General features: G+C 74.8%; 21 protein-coding genes. 14 read left to right on the top strand and 7 right to left on the bottom strand.

Annotated elements, in window-relative coordinates; translation table 11 throughout:
* Positions 1-113: 113 nt before the first annotated feature.
* Entirely contained in the window at positions 114-1,724 is a 1,611-nt protein-coding gene (locus tag GA0070609_RS20830; protein WP_088995330.1) for an RNA polymerase sigma factor, read from the bottom strand.
* 287 nt (positions 1,725-2,011) lie between these two features.
* Here GA0070609_RS20830 and GA0070609_RS20825 point away from each other — a divergent pair, with 287 nt between their 5' ends.
* Positions 2,012-2,827, top strand: coding sequence for an inositol monophosphatase family protein (locus GA0070609_RS20825; RefSeq protein WP_088995329.1), 816 nt, complete (start codon positions 2,012-2,014; stop codon positions 2,825-2,827).
* 214 nt (positions 2,828-3,041) lie between these two features.
* Here the strand turns inward: GA0070609_RS20825 and GA0070609_RS20820 are convergent, their stop codons facing one another.
* Positions 3,042-3,560 carry a LytR C-terminal domain-containing protein gene (locus GA0070609_RS20820; RefSeq protein WP_172899539.1) on the bottom strand — a complete coding sequence of 173 codons (519 nt, stop codon included), beginning with the start codon at positions 3,558-3,560 and terminating at the stop codon, positions 3,042-3,044.
* Positions 3,561-3,994: 434 nt separating this feature from the next.
* Here GA0070609_RS20820 and GA0070609_RS20815 point away from each other — a divergent pair, with 434 nt between their 5' ends.
* Positions 3,995-4,291: a DUF4193 domain-containing protein gene (locus GA0070609_RS20815; protein WP_007075406.1), complete on the top strand. Its 297-nt coding sequence runs from the start codon at positions 3,995-3,997 to the stop codon at positions 4,289-4,291.
* 140 nt (positions 4,292-4,431) lie between these two features.
* Positions 4,432-5,259, top strand: coding sequence for a hypothetical protein (locus GA0070609_RS20810; RefSeq protein ID WP_088995327.1), 828 nt, complete (start codon positions 4,432-4,434; stop codon positions 5,257-5,259).
* A gap of 10 nt (positions 5,260-5,269) precedes the next feature.
* Here GA0070609_RS20810 and GA0070609_RS20805 read toward each other — a convergent pair whose 3' ends face one another.
* The gene (locus GA0070609_RS20805; RefSeq protein ID WP_088997873.1) at positions 5,270-5,776 is read right to left on the bottom strand and encodes a DUF3093 domain-containing protein; all 507 of its coding nucleotides are present in this window, start codon (positions 5,774-5,776) and stop codon (positions 5,270-5,272) included.
* An 89-nt stretch (positions 5,777-5,865) separates the two neighbouring features.
* On the opposite strand from GA0070609_RS20805, the gene dut reads away from it, so the two are divergent.
* From dut to GA0070609_RS20785, 4 genes are all read left to right on the top strand, one after another.
* Positions 5,866-6,378, top strand: coding sequence for a dUTP diphosphatase (gene dut, locus GA0070609_RS20800; RefSeq protein WP_088995326.1), 513 nt, complete (start codon positions 5,866-5,868; stop codon positions 6,376-6,378).
* 25 nt (positions 6,379-6,403) lie between these two features.
* On the top strand, positions 6,404-7,105 hold the full coding sequence (locus tag GA0070609_RS20795; protein ID WP_088995325.1) for a DUF3710 domain-containing protein: 702 nt from the start codon (positions 6,404-6,406) through the stop codon (positions 7,103-7,105).
* Positions 7,106-7,229: 124 nt separating this feature from the next.
* Positions 7,230-7,610 (top strand): OB-fold nucleic acid binding domain-containing protein, encoded by a 381-nt coding sequence (locus tag GA0070609_RS20790; RefSeq protein WP_088995324.1) that lies wholly within the window; start codon positions 7,230-7,232, stop codon positions 7,608-7,610.
* Entirely contained in the window at positions 7,607-8,287 is a 681-nt protein-coding gene (locus tag GA0070609_RS20785; RefSeq protein ID WP_088995323.1) for a DUF3159 domain-containing protein, read from the top strand. Before GA0070609_RS20790 ends, GA0070609_RS20785 begins: the two co-directional genes overlap by 4 nt.
* 36 nt (positions 8,288-8,323) lie before the next feature.
* On the opposite strand, the gene GA0070609_RS20780 is transcribed toward GA0070609_RS20785, so the two are convergent.
* A complete protein-coding gene (locus tag GA0070609_RS20780; protein WP_088995322.1) occupies positions 8,324-9,013 on the bottom strand; it encodes a potassium channel family protein in 690 nt (229 codons plus the stop codon).
* Positions 9,014-9,015: 2 nt separating this feature from the next.
* Positions 9,016-9,681: a potassium channel family protein gene (locus GA0070609_RS20775; protein ID WP_088995321.1), complete on the bottom strand. Its 666-nt coding sequence runs from the start codon at positions 9,679-9,681 to the stop codon at positions 9,016-9,018.
* Positions 9,682-9,842: 161 nt separating this feature from the next.
* On the opposite strand from GA0070609_RS20775, the gene GA0070609_RS20770 reads away from it, so the two are divergent.
* The 4 genes from GA0070609_RS20770 to dxs all read left to right on the top strand — a co-directional run bounded on the left by GA0070609_RS20770 (position 9,843) and on the right by dxs (position 16,361).
* Entirely contained in the window at positions 9,843-11,921 is a 2,079-nt protein-coding gene (locus tag GA0070609_RS20770) for an APC family permease (RefSeq protein WP_088995320.1), read from the top strand.
* Positions 11,914-13,149 (top strand): class I SAM-dependent RNA methyltransferase, encoded by a 1,236-nt coding sequence (locus GA0070609_RS20765; protein WP_088995319.1) that lies wholly within the window; start codon positions 11,914-11,916, stop codon positions 13,147-13,149. The genes GA0070609_RS20770 and GA0070609_RS20765 overlap by 8 nt, the downstream gene beginning before the upstream one ends.
* A gap of 16 nt (positions 13,150-13,165) precedes the next feature.
* A complete protein-coding gene (locus GA0070609_RS20760; protein ID WP_088995318.1) occupies positions 13,166-14,323 on the top strand; it encodes an anhydro-N-acetylmuramic acid kinase in 1,158 nt (385 codons plus the stop codon).
* Between the two features lie 82 nt (positions 14,324-14,405).
* The gene (gene dxs, locus GA0070609_RS20755; RefSeq protein ID WP_088995317.1) at positions 14,406-16,361 is read left to right on the top strand and encodes a 1-deoxy-D-xylulose-5-phosphate synthase; all 1,956 of its coding nucleotides are present in this window, start codon (positions 14,406-14,408) and stop codon (positions 16,359-16,361) included.
* A 100-nt stretch (positions 16,362-16,461) separates the two neighbouring features.
* Here dxs and GA0070609_RS20750 read toward each other — a convergent pair whose 3' ends face one another.
* The gene (locus tag GA0070609_RS20750; RefSeq protein WP_088995316.1) at positions 16,462-17,658 is read right to left on the bottom strand and encodes a hypothetical protein; all 1,197 of its coding nucleotides are present in this window, start codon (positions 17,656-17,658) and stop codon (positions 16,462-16,464) included.
* A gap of 381 nt (positions 17,659-18,039) precedes the next feature.
* Here GA0070609_RS20750 and GA0070609_RS20745 point away from each other — a divergent pair, with 381 nt between their 5' ends.
* Positions 18,040-19,905, top strand: a complete 1,866-nt coding sequence (locus tag GA0070609_RS20745) for a hypothetical protein (protein WP_088997872.1) — start codon at positions 18,040-18,042, stop codon at positions 19,903-19,905.
* A complete protein-coding gene (locus GA0070609_RS20740) occupies positions 19,905-21,698 on the top strand; it encodes a hypothetical protein (RefSeq protein ID WP_088995315.1) in 1,794 nt (597 codons plus the stop codon). Before GA0070609_RS20745 ends, GA0070609_RS20740 begins: the two co-directional genes overlap by 1 nt.
* A gap of 77 nt (positions 21,699-21,775) precedes the next feature.
* Here the strand turns inward: GA0070609_RS20740 and GA0070609_RS20735 are convergent, their stop codons facing one another.
* Positions 21,776-22,693, bottom strand: a complete 918-nt coding sequence (locus GA0070609_RS20735) for an AraC family transcriptional regulator (RefSeq protein ID WP_088995314.1) — start codon at positions 22,691-22,693, stop codon at positions 21,776-21,778.
* 83 nt (positions 22,694-22,776) lie between these two features.
* On the opposite strand from GA0070609_RS20735, the gene GA0070609_RS20730 reads away from it, so the two are divergent.
* On the top strand, positions 22,777-23,727 hold the full coding sequence (locus GA0070609_RS20730; protein ID WP_088995313.1) for an SDR family NAD(P)-dependent oxidoreductase: 951 nt from the start codon (positions 22,777-22,779) through the stop codon (positions 23,725-23,727).
* Positions 23,728-23,749: the final 22 nt, after the last annotated feature.

Genomic DNA, 23,749 nt, shown 5'->3' with positions numbered 1-23,749 from the left:
GTGCCGTGCACCAAGGGTGCCACGTCAACGATCACATTCGTGCAACCGAACGATCACCATCCGACGTTGCACGCCAAGTGGCCAAAACGACACACCGAGTTGACGATCGCGGATCAGTCGAGGTAGTCCCGCAGCACCTGCGACCGCGACGGGTGGCGCAGCTTGGACATCGTCTTCGACTCGATCTGCCGGATCCGCTCCCGGGTCACGCCGTAGACCTGGCCGATCTCGTCCAGGGTGCGCGGCTGGCCGTCGGTGAGGCCGAAGCGCAGGCGTACCACACCCGCCTCACGCTCGGAGAGCGTCTGCAGCACCTGCTGGAGCTGGTCCTGCAGCAGCGAGAACGAGACGGCGTCGACCGCGACCACGGCCTCCGAGTCCTCGATGAAGTCGCCGAGCTGGCTGTCGCCCTCGTCGCCGATGGTCTGGTCGAGCGAGATGGGCTCCCGGGCGTACTGCTGGATCTCCAGCACCTTCTCCGGTGTGATGTCCATCTCCTTGGCCAGCTCCTCCGGGGTGGGCTCGCGGCCCAGGTCCTGGAGCAGCTCACGCTGGATCCGGCCGAGCTTGTTGATCACCTCGACCATGTGCACCGGGATGCGGATGGTGCGGGCCTGGTCGGCCATGGCGCGGGTGATGGCCTGGCGGATCCACCAGGTGGCGTAGGTGGAGAACTTGTAGCCCTTGGTGTAGTCGAACTTCTCGACCGCGCGGATCAGGCCGAGGTTGCCCTCCTGGATCAGGTCGAGGAAGGCCATGCCGCGACCGGTGTAGCGCTTGGCCAGGGAGACGACCAGTCGCAGGTTGGCCTCGAGCAGGTGGTTCTTGGCGCGCTCACCGTCGCGGGAGATCCAGAGCAGGTCCCGCTGCATGTCGCGGGTGAGCTTCTCCTCGCCCTCGTCGGCCGCGCGCAGCCGCTCGGCGGCGTAGAGCCCGGCCTCGATCCGCTTGGCGAGCTCCACCTCCTGCTCGGCGTTGAGCAGCGGAACCTTGCCGATCTGCTTGAGGTACGCCCGGACCGAGTCGGCGGAGGCGGTCAGCTCGGCGTCCCGGCGGGCCTGCTTGAGGGCCTCGGACTCCTCGTCGTCCCACTCGAAGTCGTTGTCGCTGGCGGAGTTGGCCGCGTCGGTCTCGGCGGCCTGGGTCAGCTCGGCCGGCTCCTCGACCACTACGTCCTCGATCTCGGCGGCGAGTTCCTCCGGGTCGATCTCGCCCTCGGCGGCGTCGCCCTTGGCCTTGCCGGCGGCCTTGGTGGCCTTCGCCGGGCCGGTCGCGGCGGCCACCGTGGCCTTGGTGGCCCGGGTGGCCTTCTTGGCCGGCGCCGCGGCCTTGGCGGCCACCTCGGCGGTGGTGCCGGCGGCCTTGCGCGCGGTCGCCTTCCGCGGCGCGGGGGCGGGGGCCTCCTCCGCGGCGGGCGCCTGCTTCGGGGCCGGCGCGGCGGCCTTCTTGGTGGTCTTGGCGGTGGTGGCCCGGGACGCCGGCGTGGCCGAGCGGGCGGCGGCCACCCGGCGACGGGTGCTGGCCGAGCCGTCCACCACCACGGTCACTCCCGCCTCGGAGAGCGCCCGCAGGATCTTCTTGGCCTGGGCCGGAGTCACCTCGGCGGACTCGACGGTGCGCGCGAGCTGGGCCGACGTGAGCTGGCCGCCGGCGCTCTGCGCGTGGGCGATCAGGGTGTCGGTGAGCGAGCGAACGTCGGCGCCGGTCTGGCGGGGTTCTGTCACGAATGACCTTCCGGAGGCGAAGAGCGAGCACGGCCGGGTCGTCCGACGCAGAGCGGGGCACCGTGCCGAACGATGTGGTTGAGGAACCCCCGTGTCCCGGGCCGGCCGGTCGCTGGCGGTCCGTGGCGCGTGGGCAGGGGTGAATTGTAACGCCGTCTGCGGCGATCATCCTCCGCCGCACGGCGTGCCCCCGTGGGGACCGCCGATTCGACGCAGATGTGGACTTTGTAAGGATGATACCCGCGCGGGATCCGGAACACCCCGGTCGTGCGGGAAGGGGACGGACGATGGACCGGACGGCGCCGGCGCCGCGGGAACTGCTGGAGATCGCGGTCGAGGTGGCCCGGGACGCGGCCGCGACGGCGTACCGGATGCGGGCCGAGGGCGTGTCGGTGGCGGCCACCAAGAGCACCGCCACCGACGTGGTGACGGCCGCGGACCGGGCGGTGGAGCGGCAGGTGATGGACGCGCTGCACCGGTTGCGTCCGGCGGACGCGGTGCTCGGCGAGGAGTACGGCGCGGACGGCCCGGCCGGGCCGGGCGGGGTGCGCTGGATCCTCGACCCGATCGACGGCACGGTCAACTACCTCTACGGCCTGCCGCACTGCGCGGTCTCGCTCGCCGCCGAGGTGGACGGCCAGGTGGTCGCCGGGGTGGTGCGCAACGTCAGCACCGGCGAGGAGTGGACCGCCACCCTCGGCGGCGGGGCCTGGCGCGACGGCGAGCGGCTGCGCTGCTCCACCGAGACCGAGCTCGGTCAGTCGCTGGTGGCGACCGGCTTCGGCTACGACCCGGGTCGCCGGGCGCACCAGGCCCGGGTGGTCGCCGAGCTGATCCCGCACGTCCGGGACATCCGCCGGCTGGGCGCCGCCGCGCTCGACCTCTGCCTGGCCGCCGAGGGCCGGGTGGACGCGTACTACGAGAAGGGGCTGGCCGCCTGGGACCTGGCCGCCGGCGGCCTGGTGGCCGGCGAGGCCGGGCTGCGGGTCGGCGGGCTGGGCGGGCTGCCGCCGGGCCCGGACATGGTCATCGCGGCGCCACCGGCGCTGTTCGAGCCGCTGCACGCCCGGCTGGCCGACCTGGACGCCTCCGGCGGCCCCTGACCGGTGCATGCTCGGCCGGCCGACCTGGACGCCTCCGGCGGCCTGGCCGGCGCGTCAGCGTGGCTGGCCGGCGGGCCGGGACGGCGTCAGGGAAGTCGCGACCGGCCGGTGTCGCCCGGAGCGGCCGGGCGGCGGTCGCGGATCACGGCGCTCGGAACGGCGTCCGTCAGACTGCTCGGCGGCCGGGCGGGGGTGAGCGCCGCCGGCGGTGACGTCACTTCTCGACCGGGGCCGGGCAGGACTCGGGCGGCGCGTTCGGGGAGCCCAGGTCACCGAGGGACTGGTTGACCTCGGTGGTGGTGGCCAACTGCTGGAAGGAGTTGCCCAGCACCACGTCGACCACGTCGTCGGTGCGCTTCGGGTCGTACACCAGCTCCGCGTTGTCCAGGAAGTACGCCCGCAGCAGGTGTGCCGAGCCGACGCCCTTCGGGCCGTACCGGAGCACCGCGATGTCGTCGGACTTCTTCTTCTCGTCGGCGGTCCTCTTCACCTGGAACTTCCGGTTGCGGAAGTCGTCGGCGATCTGTCTGGCCAGGCCGTCCCGGTCCGTCGTCGCGTTCAGCACATTGATCTTGACGTCCTTGGGCTCGCGCAGGGTCACGTCGGCCAACGGCCAGCCCTCCGGGCAGCCCTCGGCGAGGCCGGCGCTGCCCTGGGTGTCGCGCACCAGCGCGACGACCACGAAGACCAGGGCGAGCACCCCCAGCAGGCCGACGACAACGAGTGCTCGCACTCGCGCAAAGCTCATCAGGGCGCTCCCGGACAGTGATGGGTGGCGGCGGACGCCGGCGGTCGGACCGCCCCGCCGGCCGTCGAGTACGCCGCTGAGGTTAACGGTTGTCCGGCCGTCGCGTGGAAACAGCCGGACATGCCGGCGCGCCATCCCGGAACCGGGTACTACTACCCCTATCTTCGTGTCGCCTGAGTCACATTGGGAACAAGTTCGCGTGCGGGGGCGTACATCTCAGCCACGAGGGCGGTATACATGCCTCGCCCAAAGGGGGGGTATGGTTCCGCGCTCGCTGGGGGAGTTCTCTGGCGGCGACGGCCCGTACGGTCAGCCGGGTCGGGTGACCGACAAAAGTGGTGGCCGGCCAGCGGAACCGAAACAGCGTCGTCCGGCGTTACAACCGGAAGCGACAACATCGATATGGGAGAGTGAAACCGATGGCCACCGACTACGACGCCCCGCGTCGCGACGAGGTCGACCTCGGCGAGGACAGCCTGGAAGAGCTCAAGGCCCGGCGCGTCGACTCACAGTCGGGCGCCGTGGACGTCGACGAGGCCGAGGTGGCCGAGAGCTTCGAGCTGCCCGGCGCCGACCTGGCCGACGAGGAGCTCACGGTCAAGGTGCTGCCGATGCAGCAGGACGAGTTCCGCTGCGCTCGCTGCTTCCTGGTGCACCACCGCAGCCAGCTGGCGGTCGAGCGGAACGGCGAGCTGATCTGCCGCGAGTGCGTCTGATCCGCACCGGGTCCACCAGCGGCGGCTCCCAGGCGGGGGCCGCCGCTGTCCGAGTCGCCGTGCGGCGGGCCGGGGGAACTGCTTGACTCGGAACGGGTAGCCGGCACGGCGGCGGCCGATCCATCCGGGAGGTTGGTTCGATGAGCGAGCGCGGCGCGGACGAGGCGGGTGTGGGCGAGGCGGGCGCGGGCGAGCGGGGGGCGGACGACGAGCTTGGGGCGACCGTCGCCGCGCTGACCGCCGACGAGATCGGGCCGGCCCGGCGCCGGCAACTGCTCACCCGGCTCGTCGGGCAGGCCCGGGCGCGTGGGCTCGGCGACCTGTTCAAGCCCCGCGCGGCCGTCCGCTGGATGGTCGACACGGTCGCCGAGATCGCGCCGCACGTGCCGGTGCGCGACCTGGCCACCCTGCGCCGGCACTTTCCCGGCCTGGACGACGACGCGCTCGCCGACCGGCTGGTCCGCAACGCCGCCCGGGCGACGGCCGGGGTGGGTGCGGCCGGCGGCGGCGTCGCCGCCGTGGAGTGGGCGGTCACCCCGACCCTGCTCTCCGCGCCGGTGCTGCTGGCCGCCGAGACGGTCGCCGTGGTGGCGATCGAACTGAAACTGGTCGGCGAGCTGCACGAGGTCTACGGCGTACCGCTGCCCGTCGGCGGCACCCCGCGCGCCGTCGCGCTGGTGCATTCCTGGGCCAGCCAGCGCGGGATCAACCCGATGATCCCCGGCGCCGGGGTGGGGGCGGTGCTCGGCACCGCGGCCCGCCGGGAACTGCGGGAGACCCTGCTGCGGCGCTTCGGGCGCAACCTGACCACGCTCGGGCCGTTCCTCACCGGGGCGGCGGTCGCCAGCTACCTCAACCGGCGGGCCACCCGTGGGCTGGCCGACCAGGTCCGTGCCGACCTGCACCGCAAGCGCCGCATGCTGCCGGGCGCCCCGCCGGCGCTGCCCGGCGCGTCCGCCGCCGGCTGAGCGGCGGCCGTCAGCCGGCGTCGCGGGCGGCCAGGATCGCCTCGGCCAGCTCGACCGGGCGGCGACTGCTCACCACCCAGAACGGGGTCGGGTCGGCCGGGTCGTCCAGCACCACCTGCACCGCGCCGCTGATCCACGGCCGCTGCACCACGAACGCCAGCGGATCCGCGCCGACCCCGAGCACCTCACGCCGTCCGGCGGCGTCCAGCGGGATCGCGTCGGCCACGAACCGCACCGGCAGCCGGGCGTCGTCCACCCGCAGCTCGCCGTCGAGTACCGCGACCCGGACCCGGCCGAGCCAGGCCAGGCCGAGCACGGTTGCCGGCGGCAGCACCGCGAACGGCAGCCACGCGCGGACCCCGGAGTAACCCATCCAGAGCTCGGCGGCGAGCAGGACGGCCGCGGCCACCCCGGCCAGCCAGAGCCACCAGGGCAGGCCGAGCCGCTCGGAGTGCCCGGCGGTGGGCGCCGCGGCGGGCGAGACCGGCGGCGTCGGCGACGGCGAGGATGGCGACAGGCTCACAGTCCGAGGGTACGGCGCACAACCGCCCGGGTACCCGGCAGGATGGCAGGGTCACCCCGTGAACCGGACGGAAGAGGGGAACCGTGACCGACGTCGTACCCGTGCCCGTACGGCAGCTCGACCCGGAGCTGCCGCTGCCGGCGTACGCCCATCCCGGTGACGCCGGGGCCGACCTGGTGGCCGCCGCGGACGTCGAGCTGCCGCCCGGCGGTCGGGCCCTGGTCCCGACCGGTCTGGCGATCGCCCTGCCCGAGGGGTACGTGGGCCTGGTCCACCCCCGGTCGGGGCTGGCGGCCAGGCTCGGCGTGACCGTGCTCAACGCGCCCGGTACGGTCGACGCCGGCTACCGGGGTGAGATCCTGGTCAACCTGATCAACCATGATCGGGACCTGCCGGCGAAGATCTCCCGTGGCGACCGGATCGCCCAACTCGTCATCCAGCGGGTGGAACGGGCGGTCTTTCAGGCGGTGGCCGAGCTGCCCGCGTCCCCACGCGGTGCCGGCGGGCACGGCTCCACCGGCGGGCACGCCGGGCTGGTGCCGCCCGCGCCGCGCGCCGGCGGGGCGGACGGGCGGACGGAAGAGGTGGCAGGGTGAGTGCGAACAGCGGAGGGTTGGCGCAGTGATCTTCTCCCGTAAGCGGGCCGACGCCGGGCGGCGTGGCCGCGACGAGCGGACCACCGAGGTCCTCGACAGTCACGACGGCGAGCAGACCTCGGCGGCCCCGGCCCGTGGCCCGTACGACATCGGCGAGGCGCCCGCCGGCGTGCAGCGGCTCGACCTGGGCAGCCTGCACATCCCGGCGGTGCCCGAGGTGGAGGTGCGGGTGCAGGCCGACCCGCAGGGCGTGATCCAGCAGGTGGTGCTGGTGCACGGCGAGAACGCGCTCCAGCTCGGCGTCTTCGCCGCACCCCGCTCCGAGGGCATCTGGGACGAGGTGCGTGAGGAGATCCGCCAGTCGCTGTTCAACGACGGTGCCGCCGCCCAGGAGGTCGAGGGGGAGTACGGCACCGAGCTGCGCGCCCGGGTCCGCACCCCGGACGGCCTGACCGACCTGCGGTTCGTCGGCATCGACGGGCCGCGCTGGATGGTCCGCGGCGTCTACCAGGGCCCGGCGGCCGTCGACCCGGCCGCGGCCGGGCCGCTGGCGCAGTGCCTCGACGGGCTGGTGGTCGACCGGGGCCCGGAGGCGAAGCCGGTGCGCGAGCCGCTGCCGCTGCGGCTGCCCCGCGACGTCGCCGACCAGGCCGGTCCGGCCGGCGCCGGGGGAGCCGACGCCGACGCGGCGGCCGGCCGGCCCGCCCCGGAGCCCCGCGAGGTCTGACCGCCGTTTCGCCGGCCCGCCGGGACCGGCCCGCTCGGCGTACGCTGGCGGAACGGTCCCGGCGCCGCCGGGCTCGGGCAGTGCCGGCGCGGGCCGGCCGGCGTGGAAGGGTGACGCGGAGGTCATGACGACCGACGAGGACCGGAGGCCGCTGCGGCGGATGCTGCGCCGGCTCACGGCCAGCGAGGCCGAGATCGAGGCGCAGGAGCTGCAGAAGGAGAGCGCCGAGCACGGCGGGGTGCCCGCCCGGCAGTGCCACCGGGGCCAGGTGGTGTCGGTTTCCGGGCGGCTGCGCACCGTGGTCTACACCCCGCGCACCAACCTGCCCACGCTGGAGGCGGACCTCTACGACGGCAGCGACGTGGTGACGCTGGTCTGGCTGGGCCGGCGGCACATCGCCGGGATCGAGCCCGGCCGGCACCTCACCGCGCGCGGGCGGGTGGCCGTCCGGGACGACCGGAAGGTCATCTACAACCCGTACTACGAGCTGGAGTCGCCGAAGTGACGACGGGACAGCACCGGGCGGCGGAGCCGGACACCGGGCCGGAGGAGGAGCGGCTGCCCACCATCGCCGAACAGATGGCCGACCAGCTTGGCGGCTGGCGGGGGCTGGTGGAGTCGAGCATCCCGGTGTTCGTGTTCGTGGTCGCCAACATCCTCGGCGAGCTGCGCCCCGCGGTGATCGCCTCGGTGGCGGTGGCGCTGGCGATCGCGGTGCTGCGGCTGGTCCAGCGCCGGCCCGTCCGGCACGCGGTCAACGGGCTGTTCGGCATCGCCGTCGGCGCGGCGATCGCCTGGCGCACCGGCGACGAGCGGGACTTCTACCTCCCCGGCATCCTCTACGGCATCGGCTACGGGCTGGCGTTGCTGCTCTCGGCGGCGATCCGGCAGCCCCTGGTGGGCTGGATCTGGTCGGTGCTGGTGGCCAAGGGCCGCTCGGAGTGGCGCGACGACCCCCGGCTGGTGAAGACCTTCACCGGGCTGACCGTGCTCTGGGGCGTGGTCTGGCTGGCCAAGGTGGGCGTGCAGGCCGGGCTCTACCTCGCCCAGCAGGACACCGCGCTGGGTGTGGCCCGGCTGGCGCTGGGCTACCCGCCGTACGCGCTGCTGCTGCTGATCACCGTCTGGACCGTCCGCCGGGTGACCCGGGAGACCCGCTCGGCCCCGCTGGCCGGCGGCTGAGCCACCCGCCGGGGCCGGCCGAGCCACCCGGGCGGGTCAGCGCGCCTCGCGGGTCCGCTCGACGCTGTCCGGCCCGAGCACCACGGCCCGCACCGCGTCCTCCACCTCGGCGGTGCAGACGAAGATCAGCTCGTCGCCGGCCTCCAGCGGGTCGTCCGGGCTGGGCACCAGCACCCGCTTGCCGCGCAGGATCGCCACCAGCGCGGAGTCGCGGGGCAGCGGCACCGCGTGCAGCGGCTGCCCGACGTACGGGGCGGTCGTCGGCAGGGTGATCTCGACCAGGTTCGCCTCGCCCTGCCGGAAGGTCATCAGCCGGACCAGGTCGCCGACCGTGACCGCCTCCTCGACCAGGGCGGCCATCACCCGGGGCTTGCTCACCGCGACGTCGACGCCCCACTGCTCGGTGAAGAGCCACTCGTTCTCGGCCCGGTTCACCCGGGCGACCACCCGGGGCACCGCGAACTCGGTCTTGGCCAGCAGCGACACCACCAGGTTGACCTTGTCGTCGCCGGTGGCCGCGACGACCACGTCGCAGCCGGCCACGTTGGCCTCCTCCAGGCTGGTCAGCTCGCACGCGTCGGCCAGCACCCACTCCGCGGCCGGCACCCGGTCGGGCCGCAGCATCTTGGGCTGGCGCTCGATGAGCATCACCTGGTGGCCGTTGTCGATCAGCTCCTGGGCGATGGAACGGCCCACGTTGCCGGCGCCGGCGATGGCGATCCGCATGCTCAGTGCACTCCTTCCGGCGGCGCCGCCGCCACCGACGTGACCGTCGCCACGATGTCGTCGGTGACCAGCATGAAGATTTGGTCACCCTCCTGCACGACGCTGGACGTGGTGGGCAGCGTGCCGATGCCGAAGCGGCTCAGGTAGGCCACCCGGGCGCCGGTCGCCTCCTCCAGGGCGCGCACCGGCCGGCCGATCCAGTCCTTGTGCGTCGGCACCTCGACGATCGACACGGTGCTGGTCGGGTCGCGGAAGATCTCCACGTTGCCCTCCGGCACCAGGTGCCGCAGCATCCGGTCGGCGGTCCACCGGACGGTGGCCACGGTGGGGATGCCCAGGCGCTCGTAGACCTGCGCGCGGCGCTGGTCGTAGATCCGCGCGGCGACCCGGGACACCCCGAACGTCTCCCGGGCCAGCCGGGCCGAGATGATGTTGGAGTTGTCGCCGCTGGAGACCGCGGCGAAGGCGTCCGCGCGCTCGATGCCGGCCTGGCGCAGCACCTCGCCGTCGAAGCCGGCGCCGGTGACCGTGATCCCGGCGAAGTCCGGGCCGAGCCGGCGGAAGGCGTCGGCGTCCTGGTCGATGACCGCCACCGAGTGCCCCCGGGACTCCAGGCTGTGGGCGAGGGTCGAGCCGACCCGGCCACACCCCATGATCACGACGTGCACGCTGCCCTCCCAAGGTGCCACCCGCCCCGCCGGATCGGGCGTGTGTCTGCGAGCCTGCCACGTTCCCGGCAGGGGCGGGGACCGACGGTACTCCGCCGGGGCGGCCCGACGTGATCGACCACCCCCGCGCCCGCGGACGGCGGGTCGTACGCTTGGCGGTTGTGGCCAGTCCCACCTCGCTGCTGAAGCGGCTGCTCGTCGGTCGACCGTTCCGGTCCGACCGGCTCCAGCACACCCTCCTGCCGAAGCGCATCGCGCTGCCCGTCTTCGCCTCCGACGCCCTCTCCAGCGTGGCGTACGCGCCGGACGAGATCCTGCTGACCCTCTCCATCGCGGGCGCGTCGGCGTACCTCTTCTCGCCGTGGATCGCCCTCGCCGTGGTCGGGGTGATGCTCACCGTGGTGGCCAGCTACCGGCAGAACGTGCACGCCTACCCCTCCGGCGGCGGCGACTACGAGGTGGCCACCGTCAACCTCGGGCCGCGCGCCGGCGTCGGCGTGGCCAGCGCGCTGCTGGTCGACTACGTGCTGACGGTCGCGGTGTCGGTCTCCTCCGGGGTGGCCAACCTCGGCTCCGTGGTGCCGTTCGTGGCCACCCACAAGGTGCTCATCGCGGTCCTCGCGGTGGTGCTGCTGACCGCGATGAACCTGCGCGGCCTGCGCGAGTCCGGGACGGCCTTCGCCATCCCCACCTACGGGTTCGTCATCGTGATCGGCGCCATGCTGCTCACCGGCCTGATCCGGGTCTTCGTGCTCGGCCACGACCTGCGCGCCCCCAGCGCCGACCTGGTGATCCAGGCCGAGCACAGCGTCACCGGCTTCGCCCTGGTCTTCCTGCTGCTGCGGACCTTCTCCTCGGGCTGCGCCGCGCTCACCGGCGTGGAGGCGATCTCCAACGGGGTGCCCGCGTTCAAGGCGCCGAAGAGCCGCAACGCGGCCACCACCCTGCTGCTGCTCGGCACCATCGCGGTGGCGATGCTGATCGGCATCATCTGGCTGTCCCGGCTCACCGGGCTGCAGTTCGTCGAGGACCCGGCCCTGCAGATCGTCGGCGGCCCCGATGGGTACGTGCAGAAGACGGTCACCACCCAGCTCGGCGAGACGGTCTTCGGCTCCGGCTCGGTGCTGCTCTACGTGGTGGCCGGGGCCACCGCGCTGATCCTCTTCCTGGCCGCGAACACCGCCTTCAACGGCTTCCCGGTGCTCGGCTCGATCCTCGCCCAGGACCGGTACCTGCCCCGCCAGCTGCACACCCGGGGCGACCGGCTGGCGTTCTCCAACGGGATCGTCTTCCTGGCCGTCTTCGCGATCGTGCTGATCGTCGGCTTCCAGGCCGAGGTGACCAAGCTCATCCAGCTCTACATCGTCGGGGTGTTCGTCTCGTTCACCCTCTCCCAGGCCGGCATGATCCGGCACTGGAACCGGCACCTGAAGACCGAGCGCGACCCGCAGGCGCGGCGGCGGATGCTCCGCTCCCGGGCGATCAACACCTTCGGGATGGCGATGACCGGCGCGGTGCTGGTCGTCGTGCTGGTCACCAAGTTCCTGCTCGGGGCGTGGATCGCGATCGCCGCGATGGCGGTGATCTACGTGCTGATGCTGGCCATCCGCCGGCACTACGACCGGGTCGCCGCCGAGCTGACCCCGCCGGACGGCGGGCGCGCCGTGCTGCCCGCCCGCAACCACGCCGTGGTGCTGGTCAGCAAGTTGCACCAGCCGACGCTGCGGGCCATCGCGTACGCCCGGGCCACCCGGCCGGACACACTGACCGCGGTGACCGTCAACGTCGACGACAAGGACACCCGGGACCTGCAGGGGGAGTGGGAGCGGCGGGAGCTGCCGGTGCCGCTGACCGTGATCGACTCGCCGTACCGGGAGATCACCCGGCCGATCCTCAACTACGTGGCCGGCGTCCGCCGGGAGTCCCCGCGGGACGTGGTCACCGTCTTCATCCCGGAGTACGTGGTCGGCCGCTGGTGGGAGAACCTGCTGCACAACCAGAGCGCGCTGCGGCTCAAGGGCCGGCTGCTCTTCGAGCCGGGGGTGATGGTGACCAGCGTGCCGTGGCAGCTCGAGTCGACCGCCAGCAAGAACCTGGACCGGTTCGACGCCACGCTCACCCGCGGCCCGGCCCGGGGCCCGCGGGTGGTGCCGCGCAGCACCCTGCCGCCGGCCGTGCCGCCGCTCGGCGTCGACGAGCCCGGGGAGGGCGGCCGGACCGCCGGGGCCAACCGTGACTGAGCCGGGGCGGGGCCTGGAGGAGGCCGAGCGGGTCGAGCTGACCGTAGGGGCGGTCGCCCCCGGCGGGCACTGCGTGGCCCGGGTGGACGGCCAGGTGGTCTTCGTCCGGCACGCGCTGCCCGGTGAGCGGGTGGTCGCCGAGGTCACCGAGGTGCACAAGGGCTTCGTCCGGGCCGATGCGGTGACCGTGCTGGCCGCCGCGCCGGAGCGGGTCGAGCCGCCCTGCCCGTACGCGAAGCCGGGCCGCTGCGGCGGCTGTGACCTGCAGCACGTCACCCCCGCCGCGCAGTTGGAGTGGAAGGCCGCGGTGGTGCGCGAGCAGCTCACCCGCCTCGGTGGGCTGACCCCGGACGAGCTGGACGGGCTGGGCGTACGGGTCGAGGCGCTGCCCGGCGGCCCGCTGGGCTGGCGCTCCCGGGTGCGCTACGCGGTGGACGCGGCCGGCCGGGCCGGCCTGCTCAAGCACCGCTCCCACGAAGTGGTGCCGATCGACCGCTGCCTGATCGCCCACCCGGCGATCCAGGCGCTGCCGGTGCTCACCCCGAGCGGGGCGCGCTGGCCGGAGGGGGACGCGGTCGACACCGTCGCCTCCACCGGCGGGGACGTCACCGTCTCCACCGTCGCCGAGGGGGTCGCCACGCCGGTCGACGGGCCGGCCGAGGTGCGCGAGGTGGCCGCCGGCCGGGAGTGGACGCTGCCCGCGTCCGCCTTCTGGCAGGTGCACCCGGCCGCGGCGGACACCCTGGTCGGCGCGGTGCTGGCGGCCCTGGAGCCGCGCCCGGGCGAGTCGGCCTGGGACCTCTACGGCGGGGCCGGGCTGTTCGCCGCGGCGCTGGCCGACCGGGTCGGCCCGGGTGGGCGGGTCACCCTGGTCGAGTCGGCCGCGCAGGGCGTGGCCGCGGCCCGGGAGAACCTGCGCGACCTGCGCCAGGTGGAGGTGGTGGCGGCCCGGGTGGAGAGCGCGCTGGCCCGCCGCCGGATCACCGGCCCGGTCGACGTGGTGGTGCTCGACCCGCCCCGCTCCGGCGCCGGCGGCCGGGTGGTGCGCGAGCTGGCCGCCGCCGGTCCGCGGGCGGTGGCGTACGTGGCGTGCGACCCGGCGGCCTTCGCCCGGGACGTGCGCACCTTCGCCGGGCTCGGCTGGCGGCTGGCCACGCTGCGCGGCTTCGACCTGTTCCCGATGACCCAGCACGTCGAGCTGGTCGGGCTGCTGCTGCCGCCCGACTGAGCGCTAGCCTGGCCCGGTGAAGATCGTCGGGTTGATGTCGGGCACCTCCTACGACGGGGTGGACGTGGCCGCCGCCGAGTTCGAGGTCGAGGGCGACACCCTGTGGCTGCGCCCGCTCGGCCACCGCGAGCTGGACTACGACGACGAGCTGCGGGCCGAGATCGGCGCGCTGCTGCCCCCGGCCGGCACCACCATCGAGGCGGTCTGCCGGCTGGACAACCGGCTCGGCGACGCCTTCGCCGAGGCGGCGGCGGTCGGGGTCGAGCTGGCCGGCGGCGCGGACGCGGTGGTCTCGCCCGGGCAGACGGTCTTCCACTGGGTCGCCGACGGGCGCGCCCGGGGCACCCTGCAGCTCGGCGCGGTGGCCCGGGTGGCCGCCCGGGTGGGCGTACCCGTGCTCAGCGACCTGCGCTCGGCGGACATCGCGGCCGGCGGGCAGGGCGCCCCGCTGGTCCCGGCCTTCGACGCGCTGCTGCTCGACCCGGCCGCCGGGCCGCGGGCGGCGCTCAACCTCGGTGGCATCGCCAACCTCACGGTGGTCGCGCCGGGCGCGCCGGTCCTCGGGTACGACGTCGGGCCGGCCAACGCGCTGCTCGACGCGGCCGCCCGCCGCTTCCTGGACCGCCCGTGCGACTTCGACGGGGCCCGGGCGGCCGCCGGCCGGGTGCACCAGGGGCTGCTCGCCGCGCTGCTGGCCGAGCCGTACTACGCCGCGCCGCCGCCCAAGTCGACCGGCAAGGAGCTGTTCCACGCCGGCTACCTGGACCGGCACCTGGCCGCGGTCGGCGAGCCGGTGCCCGCCGACGACGTGCTCGCCACGCTGACCGAGCTGACCGCCCGGGTGGTCGCCGCCGAGTGCGACCGGCACCAGGTGGTCGAGGTGGTGGCGGCCGGCGGCGGGGTGCGCAACCCCACACTGCGCCGCCGGCTGGCCGCGCTGGGCGCCGGTCGCTGGCGGCTGCGCGGCACCGACGAGCTGGGGGTGCCGGCGCAGGCCAAGGAGGCGTACGCGTTCGCCCTGCTGGGCTGGCTCTCCTGGCACGGGCTGCCCGGCGCGCTGCCCTCGGTGACCGGGGCCACCCGGGCCGCCGTGCTCGGCTCCTGGACCCCGGCCGGGCCGGCCCGCGACGCCGTCCCGCCCACCCCGCCGCGCCGGCTGCGGATCCGGTCCTGAGCTGGCGCTCAGCCCGGCGGGCGGGCCCGGGTGGGCTCGGCCCGGGCTGCGGAGTACCGGGCGGCCGATAGACTCTCCGGTCATGAGTGTTGAACAGGACACGGCCGCCTCGGGCCGGCTGCTGGCCACCGTGCGCGGTCCGCAGGACGTCAAGCGGATGTCCGCCGAGGAACTGGACGTCCTCGCCGCCGAGATCCGCGACTTCCTGATCGCGAAGGTCTCCCGCACCGGCGGGCACGTCGGGCCCAACCTCGGTGTGGTGGAGCTGACCCTGGCCATGCACCGGGTGTTCGACTCCCCCCGGGACCGGCTCCTGTTCGACACCGGGCACCAGGCGTACGTGCACAAGATCCTGACCGGGCGGCAGGCCGGCTTCGACCGGCTGCGCCAGCGCGGCGGGCTCTCCGGCTACCCGAGCCAGGCCGAGAGCGAGCACGACCTGATCGAGAACTCGCACGCCTCCACCGCCCTCTCCTACGCCGACGGCCTGGCCAAGGCGTACGCGCTGCGCGGCGAGTCGCGCAGCGTGGTGGCGGTGGTCGGCGACGGCGCGCTGACCGGCGGCATGTGCTGGGAGGCGCTGAACAACATCGCCACCAGCGGCAACCCGCTGGTGATCGTGGTCAACGACAACGGCCGGTCCTACTCGCCGACCATCGGCGGGCTGGCCGACCACCTCTCCTCGCTGCGGCTCAACCCCGGCTACGAGAAGGTGCTGGACACCGTCAAGGACGCGCTCGGCTCGACCCCGCTGGTGGGCAAGCCGATGTACGAGGTGCTGCACGCGGTCAAGAAGGGCATCAAGGACGCGGTCGCCCCGCAGGCGATGTTCGAGGACCTCGGCATCAAGTACGTCGGCCCGGTGGACGGGCACGACGTGTCGGCGGTGGAGTCGTCGCTGCGCGCGGCGAAGAACTTCGGCGGCCCGGTGATCGTGCACGCGGTCACCCGCAAGGGCTACGGCTACCGGCCGGCCGAGGAGGACGAGGCGGACTGCCTGCACGGTCCCGGCGGCGCCTTCGACATCGAGACCGGCAAGCTGGTAGCCGCCCCGTCGGTGAAGTGGACCCACGTCTTCGCCGAGGAACTGGTCGCGATCGCCGACGAGCGGCCCGACGTGGTCGGCATCACCGCCGCCATGGCCGAGCCCACCGGCATCGCCTCGCTGGCCCGCAAGTACCCGGAGCGCACCTACGACGTGGGCATCGCCGAGCAGCACGCGGCCACCTCCGCGGCCGGGCTGGCGCTGGGCGGGCTGCACCCGGTGGTGGCGGTCTACGCGACCTTCCTCAACCGGGCCTTCGATCAGGTCCTGCTGGACGTGGCGATGCACAAGCTGCCGGTCACCTTCGTGCTGGACCGGGCCGGGATCACCGGCCCGGACGGCCCCAGCCACTACGGCATCTGGGACATGTCGGTCTTCGGGGTGGTGCCCGGGCTGCGGATCGCCGCGCCCCGGGACGCCGCCACCCTCCGCGAGGAGCTGCGCGAGGCGGTGGCCGTCGACGACGGCCCGACCGTTGTGCGCTTCCCGACCGGCACCGTGGCCGCCGACCTGCCGGCCGTCCGCCGGGTCGGGTCGGTCGACGTGCTGGCCGAGTCGGCGCGTACCGACGTGCTGCTGGTCGCGGTGGGCGCGTTCGGCCAGCTCGGCATGGAGGTGGCCGCCCGGGTCGCCGAGCAGGGCTACGGGGTCACCGTGGTCGACCCGCGCTGGGTCCGCCCGATCCCGGCCGAGCTGGTCGAGCTGGCCGCCGGGCACCGCCTCGTGGTCACCGTCGAGGACGGCGTACGGGTCGGCGGGGTCGGCGACGCGCTCGCCCAGGCGATGCGGGACGCGGACGTCCGGGTGCCGCTGCGTGACCTCGGCGTACCGGCCGACTGGCACCCGCACGGCACCCGGGCGCAGATCCTGGCCGACCTCGGCCTGACCGCGCAGAACGTGGCCCGCGACGTCACCGGCTGGATCTCCCGGCTCGACGTCGAGCCGGTGGAGCCGGTCCGGCTCTCCGCCGACGACGCGGCCGCGTCGAACTGAGCACCACCGACGGCGGGCGCCCCCGGGTCACCGGGAGTGCCCGCCGTCGGCGTTGGTCAGGACCGGCCGCCCGGGCGTGGGCCGGCGGGGCCGGCGTGGGTCAGCGGCCGCCGACCGAGCGGTAGTGCGTCTTGCCCGAACCGGCCAGGCTGAACGTCTCCTTGCGCGCCGGCTCCGGCACCACCGTGAGCCCCGGCCGGTCGACCAGCCGCGGGGTGCCCGGTGGCACTGACAGCGAGCTGTCCCGGGTGGCCCGCCAGCTCAACACCACCAGCGGCTGCCCCGGCACCGGCAGCAGGTACGTCTGCAACGGGCTGGCCTGGTCGGCGGGGGAGACCACGGCCGGACCGCCGTCGGCCGGCCGGTAGACCACCGCTGTCATCGGGCCGGTGGCGGTCTCCCAGCTCAGCTGCTGCAGTTCGGCCGGCTCGCCGCCGCCGAGCGCCACCTCGCCGAGGGTGCGGACGGCGACCTTCTCCATCGGCCAGGACGACGGCACCGAGCGCGGCGCGTCCCGGTCGCCGATCCGCCGGGGGATGCTGCCGAACGGGCCCTCCTCGCCGGCCAGCGCGCAGGTGTCCAGGCCGGCCAGCGCCCGCTTGCCCGACCCGCTCTCGTCGCGGACCAGCGGGTAGCGCGGATCGGCGGTGCCGGTGCCCAGGTCGAGCAGCCGGTCGGCGGCCCGGCCCCGGGGCAGCGACTCGGTGGAGCGCAGCGTGGCGGTCACCGCCACCGCCTGGCAGGCCGGCACGTCGACCGGCTCGGTGAGGCCGTCGGTGCTGGTCAACGCCTTGCCGTCGGGGCCGAGCAGGCGTTGCACCCGGGCGGAGGTGAGGTAGCGCCGGCCGTCGGTGGTCTGCACCGGGAGCACGTCGGAGTAGACGAGGTAGCCGGGGTCGGTGTACTCGGTGGCCCGGGTGACCGCGTACCGGTCGCCGTCGTGGGTGAGTTGCAGCAGCCAGGAGGCGCTCTCCCCGGGCACGTCCGCGGCCACCAGGGCGAGCGGCGCGCCGTCCACCTCGCCAGCGTAGAGGATGCCGGAGGTGGGCAGGTGCACCCGGTCGTCGACCGGTGACCGCCAGTCGCGTACCGCCGCGGTCACCGCAGCGGTGACCGCGGCGTCGCCGGCCAGGGGGCCGCGCGGCGGCCAGACGGCGAGCGAGCCGTCCCGGCTGTCGAAGCCCACCCGCAGCTCGCGGGGCTGCTGCCGGTCGGCCACCGGGCCGCAGGCCGTGGCGGTGAGCAGCAGGGTCAGCAGTGCGGTGGCCGTCGTGCCGCGCCGGCGGGCTGGAGCCACCTGTACGCCCCCTCGGTCGAGCTGCCGTCGTGAAAGCGCCATAGTACGAGATGTCCGGTCACCCGGACGCGCCGCCTCGTCCCCGTTCCCACCGCCGTCGACCCGGTCGGCACGAGCCACCACAAGGGACCTCGCAGTGTCTTTGGGGACATTTTCCCGCTCCGGTAGACTCCGCCGACTGTGACGCCTGCCGAGACCCGCGCCGAGTCCTCGCCGGAATCCGACGCCACCACCGCGTCCGATCCGGTGACCGCCGGCGGCGGCACGGCGAACGGCCACCCGGCCAACGGCCACCCGGCCAACGGCGGCACGGCGAACGGCCAACCCGCCCCGGACGGCGCGCCGGCCCCGAACGGGGTGGCCCGCGCCGGGGTCGGCACCCTGCCGGCTCCGTCCACCACGGACCCCGGTACCAGCCCGTCCGAGCCGGCCACCGTGCCCGCCACCGAACCGGATCCGGCCGCCGAGCCGGCGCGGGCCGACGCGGACGCCGGGGCCGCCCGGCCCCGCTGGTGGCGCCGCCGGCGCACCGACCTCGCGGTGTTCGGGCTCTTCCTGCTCACCGCGCTCTGGGTGACCAGCCAGATCTGGGTGGACCCGGCCGGCCGGGTCGCCCCGCTCTACAGCAGCGACCCGGCCCAGGTGCAGTTCTTCCTCGCCCACTCGGTCCGGGTGGTGCTGCACGGGGAGTTCCCGTTCTTCACCGAGCAGTTCAACTACCCCGACGGCGTGAACCTGATGGCGAACACCGCCATCCTCGCGCTGGGCATCCCGATGGTGCCGGTGACGCTGCTGTTCGGCCCCGCGGTCACCTTCGTGGTGCTGGTCACCCTCGGCCTCGCCGGCACCGCCACGGCCTGGTACGTGATGCTCTCCCGGCACGTCGTACGCACCCCGTTGGCCGCGGTGGTCGGCGGCTGGTTCTGCGGGTTCTCGCCGGCCATGCTGTCGCACGCCAGCTGGCACCCGAACATCATCAGCCAGTTCCTGCTGCCGTTCATCGTCTGGCGGGTGCTGGTGCTCACCCGGTCGACGCGGCCGGTCCGCGACGGCGTGCTGCTGGCCCTGATGGTCACCGCGCAGGCGTTCATCAACGAGGAGATCCTGCTCTTCACCGCGCTGGCCTGCGGGGTCTTCCTGCTCGCCGTGCTGGTCCAGCGGCCCGCGCTCTGGTCGGCGGCGTGGCGGCCGCTCGGCGCGGGCCTGGCGGTCTGCGCGGTGCTCGCCGGCGCGCTGCTGGCGTACCCGCTCTACATCCAGTTCGGCGGGCCGATGGCGTACCACGGGCTGAGCGACGCGGTGCGCGACTACGGCAACGACATCGCCGCCTTCTTCGCCCCCGGCTCGCCCACCATCGGTGGCAACCAGCGGGCCAACGTCAACCTGGCCCCGAACTACTCCGAGGAGAACGCCTTCTTCGGCTGGAGCCTGGGGCTGCTCACCGTCGGCATCGTGCTCTGGCTGCGCCGCGAACCGCTGGTCCGGGCGCTGGCCGCGACCGGGGTGTTCTTCGCCGTGCTCTCCCTCGGCGAGCGGGTGTCCTGGTGGGACCGGGAGCTGTTCACCGGGCCGTGGGAATGGCTGGTCCGGCTGCCGCTGCTCGACGCGGTGGTGCCCACCCGGTTCGGCCTGATCACCAGCGTGGTGATCGGCGTGCTGCTGGCGCTCGCCGTCGAGCGGGCCCGGTCCCTCCCGCTCGACCGGCGCACCGTGCGGACGCTCACCGTCGCCGGGCTGGTGCTGGCGCTGCTGCCGATCGCGCCGATGCCGCTGCACATGACCTCCCGCCCGCCGGTGCCGGACTTCATCACCGCGGACCGCTGGCGCGGCTACGTCGGGCCGGACCAGACCCTGGTGCCGATCCCGGTGCCGAGCATGGGCAACACGCACGGGATGCGCTGGGCGGCGGCCACCAACCTGGACTTCAAGATTCCCGGCGGCTATTTCCTCGCCCCGCGCAACGGCAACACCGGCGACCCGGGGCGCTTCGGTGGCCGCCCGAGCGGGCTGGGTCAGCTGCTGGAGGAGGTGGCGACCACCGGGCGTATCCCCAAACTGGACGATCGGCAGCGCCGCCGGTCGCTGGACGAGCTGCGGCACTGGCGGGCGGCGATCCTGGTGCTGCCGGTGCGCCAGCACCACGCGGAGCCGCTGCGGCGTACCGTCGAGCAGTTGGTCGGCCCTGGCCGCCGGGAGCTGGACGTCTGGGTCTGGGACGTTCGGGCGCTGACCGACCAGCCGGCCTGATGGCGGTCGGCACCACCACCGCACCCGCCGACGCCCCGCCCGCCCGCCGGCGCCGGTGGCCGGTCCGCCGGGCGGACCTGCTGGTGGTCGCCGGGTACCTCGCCCTGGCGGTGCTGCTCACCACCGGGCAGTGGGGTCGCCCGGATCGGCTGTTCCACCAGGCCGGCGACCAGGTCCTCTTCGAGTGGATGCTGGCCCGCGCCGCCCGGTCGGTGGTCGAGGCGGAGAACCCGCTGTACAGCAGGGCGCTGAATGCCCCGGACGGGGTGAACCTGATGGCCAACACCTCGGTGCTCGGCCTGGGCGTGCCGCTGACCCCGGTCACCCTGCTGTTCGGCTCGCAGGCCGCCTTCCTCACCGCCGTCGTCTGCTGTCTGGCCGGCACCGCGACCGCCTGGTACGCGCTGCTGCGCCGCCGGTTGGTCGACTCCCGGGTGGCCGCCGCCGTCGGCGGGCTGTGCTGCGGCTTCGCCCCGGGCATGGTGGCTCAGGCCGGGGCGCACCTGCACATGGCGGCGCAGTTCCTGGTGCCGGTGATCCTCGCGCTGGTGTTCCGGCCGGCGCCCGACCGGGTCTGGCGCTCCGGCGTGCTGCTCGGCCTGACCGTCACCTACCAGGTCTTCCTCGGCGAGGAGGTGCTGGTCTTCGTGGCCCTGGCGGCCGGCGTGTTCGTGCTCGCGTACGCGCTGGCCGACCGGGCGGCGGCCCGCCGGCTGGCGCCCGCGATGCTCGCCCGGATCGGGATCGGCGCGGCGGTGGCGGTGGTGCTGCTGGCGTACCCGCTGTGGTTCCAGTTCTTCGGCCCCGGCCACTACCGGGGGATGCCCTTCCACGCCTACGGCTACCAGTTGGACGCGGCCTCGTTCACCGCGTCGGCCCGGCAGACCGTGCTCGGTGACGACTACCTGCCCGGCCTGCTGTCGCCGAACCCCACGGAGGAGAACTCGTTCTTCGGCCCGGGGCTGCTGGTGCTCGCCGTGGTGGTCACCGGCTGGCTGTGGCGCCGGCCGCTGGTGCAGGCGCTGGCCGTCTGCGGCGTGCTGTTCGCCCTGCTCTCGCTCGGTGAGCAGATTCGGCTGGACGGCGCCCCGACCGGCATCCCGGGGCCGTACCGGCTGGTGTCCGGGCTGCCGCTGCTGGATCTGGCGGTGCCGGCCCGGCTGTCGCTGGTCTGCGTACCGGTGCTGGGCATCCTGCTCGCCCTCTCGCTGGACCGGGTCCGGTCGCTCCGGCCGGCGGCCGACGCCGGTCCGGCGGCCGGGGTGCCGGTGCGGCTGCTCTGGGCCGGCGCGGTGGCCGCCGCGCTGCTGCCGCTGACCCCGACGCCGATCCGGACCGTGCCGGCGTGGCCGGTGCCGCCGTACGTGGCCGAGGGCGGCTGGCGGGCGGCCGTGCCGGCCGGCCGGACCGTGGTGCCGGTGCCGCCGGTGACCGGCGCGGGCCTGAGCCCGGCGATGTTCTGGTCGGCCCGGACCGGGCTGGCCTTCGACGCGCCGGGCGGCTACTTCATCGGCCCCCGGTCGGCCGACGACCCGGCGGCGCGCTGGGGCGCCCCGGACCGGCCCACCTCGGTGCTGCTGCGCCGGGTCGCCGAGACCGGCGAGGTGCCGGTGGTCACCGACGCCGACCGCCGCCAGGCGGTCGAGGACCTGCGGCACTGGCGGGCCGCCGTGGTCGTCCAGGGTGGACTGCACCGGGGCGACCCGGTGCGCCGCACGGTGGATCAGCTGCTCGGCCCCGGCCGGGAGATCGGCGGCGCCTGGGTCTGGGACGTGCGTCCGCTCGTCGGCTGACGCCGGCCCCGCCCGTCGGCCCGGGCGCACGTCGCGCCGCCGCGCCGACGCGATCGGCGGCCCGGTCGGGCGGAGCCTCAGCCGGGTCGGGTCAGCTCACCGCGGTAGGTGCGCGGCGTGCGGCCGGTGGTGCGCTTGAAGGCGACGCTGAGCGCGCTCTCCGAGCCGTACCCGACGGACCGGGCGATGGTGGCCAGCGTCTCGCCGCCGCGCCGGATCCGGTCGGCGGCGAGTTCGATCCGCCACTCGGTGAGGTACTCCAGCGGGCCCTTGCCGACCACCTCCTTGAACCGGGCCGCCAGCGTGGACCGCGAGACGGCGGCGGCCCGGGCCAGCTCGGCCACCGTCCACGGATGGGCCGGCCGGTCGTGCATCGCGCGCAGCGCCGCGCCGACCGCCGGGTCGGCGAGGCCGGCCAGCCAGCCCGACCGGCCACCGCCGTCGTGGGCGAGGTGCAGGCGCAGGATCCGGATCAGCATGACCAGGGCGAGGTGCTCGGCGACGAGCGTGGCCCCCACCGGCCGCCGGCGCAGCTCGGCGTCGATCTCGCCGACGGCCCGGCGCACGGCGGCGGCCTCCGGTGCGCCGGCCGGCACGTGGATGACCGGCGGCAGGCTGTCCAGCAGCAGGGCGCGGGCCCGCTCCGCGAAGGAGAACGCGCCGCCGATGACGAGCACGTCGTCGCCGTCGCCGGCGCGGGCCACGCCGTCAACGGCCGCGGCGAAGACGGGTTGCGCCGGCTCGGCCGGCAGGTCGGGATCGCTGGCGAGGGTGAACGCCCGGGGCCGGGTCAGCAGGAAGCAGTCGCCCTCGGCGAGGCGGACGGGGTCGGGCAGGCCGTCCACCCGGAGCCAGCAACGACCCCGCTGCACCGCGTTGAACTTGGCCCCGGCCGGTGGGGGGAACCGGAGCGCCCAGCGCCCGCCCGCGGCCAGACCGGAGGACACCCGACTCGTCGGGGCGAGCAGCGCCAGCACGTCCTCCAACGGGTCCACCCGACACCTCCTGGACTCACGCTAAAGAGTGGCGGATTCCAGACTATGGGCAGTCCAGCGGTGGCGTCCCTAGCGTTGTCGCCATGACGCGCCTGACCACCCCGTACACCGCCCGTACCACCGCCGCCGAGATCCTCGCCGGCGTCGACCTCACCGGCCGCCGGATGATCGTCACCGGCGGCGCTTCCGGCATCGGCGCGGCGGCCGTCCGGGCGATGGCCGGGGCCGGGGCGGAGGTCACCGTGGCCACCCGCGACCCAGCCAGCGCCGACGCCCTGGTGGCCGAGTTCGCCGGCCCGGGCAGCGTCCGGGCCGCCGCCCTCGACCTGGCCGACCTGGCCTCGGTCGACGCCTTCGTCGCGGCCTGGGACGGCCCGCTGCACGCCCTGGTCGCCAACGCCGGGATCATGGCGATCCCGACCCGGCAGCTCACCCCGCTGGGCTGGGAACTCCAGCTCGGCACCAACTACCTCGGCCACTTCGCGCTCGCCCGCGGCCTGCACGGCAACCTGCGCGCCGCCGGCTCCGCCCGGGTGGTGGTCGTCAGCTCCGGCGCGCACCTGCGGGAGGCGTTCGACTTCGCCGACCCGCAGTTCGAGCGGCAGCCGTACGACCCGTGGTCGGCGTACGGCCGGTCGAAGACGGCGGACGTCCTGCTCGCCACGGGTATCGCCCGGCGCTGGGCCGCCGACGGCGTCACCGCCAACGCCCTGAACCCCGGCTACATCAACACCAACCTGCAACGCCACATGGACGACGACACGTTGCGGGCGTTCGGGGTGCTGGACGAGGCGGGCAACCGGGTCGACCTGCCGTACTACAAGACGCCCGAGCAGGGCGCGGCGACCACCGTGCTGCTGGCCGCGTCACCGCTGGTCGAGCGGGTCACCGGCCGGTACTTCGACGACAACCAGGAGGCGGAGGTGGTGGCCGGCGGCCCGGAGGCCACCGGCGGGGTGGCCGCCCACGCCGTGGACCCGGCCGCCGCCGACCGGCTCTGGGCGTACGCCGAGCGGGCCCTGGCGTCCCGCTGAGCGCCGGAGCGCCGGTCCGGCG

Source organism: Micromonospora echinaurantiaca (assembly GCF_900090235.1).
GTDB lineage: Bacteria > Actinomycetota > Actinomycetes > Mycobacteriales > Micromonosporaceae > Micromonospora > Micromonospora echinaurantiaca.
This window is presented reverse-complemented; position numbering and strand designations above follow the sequence as displayed.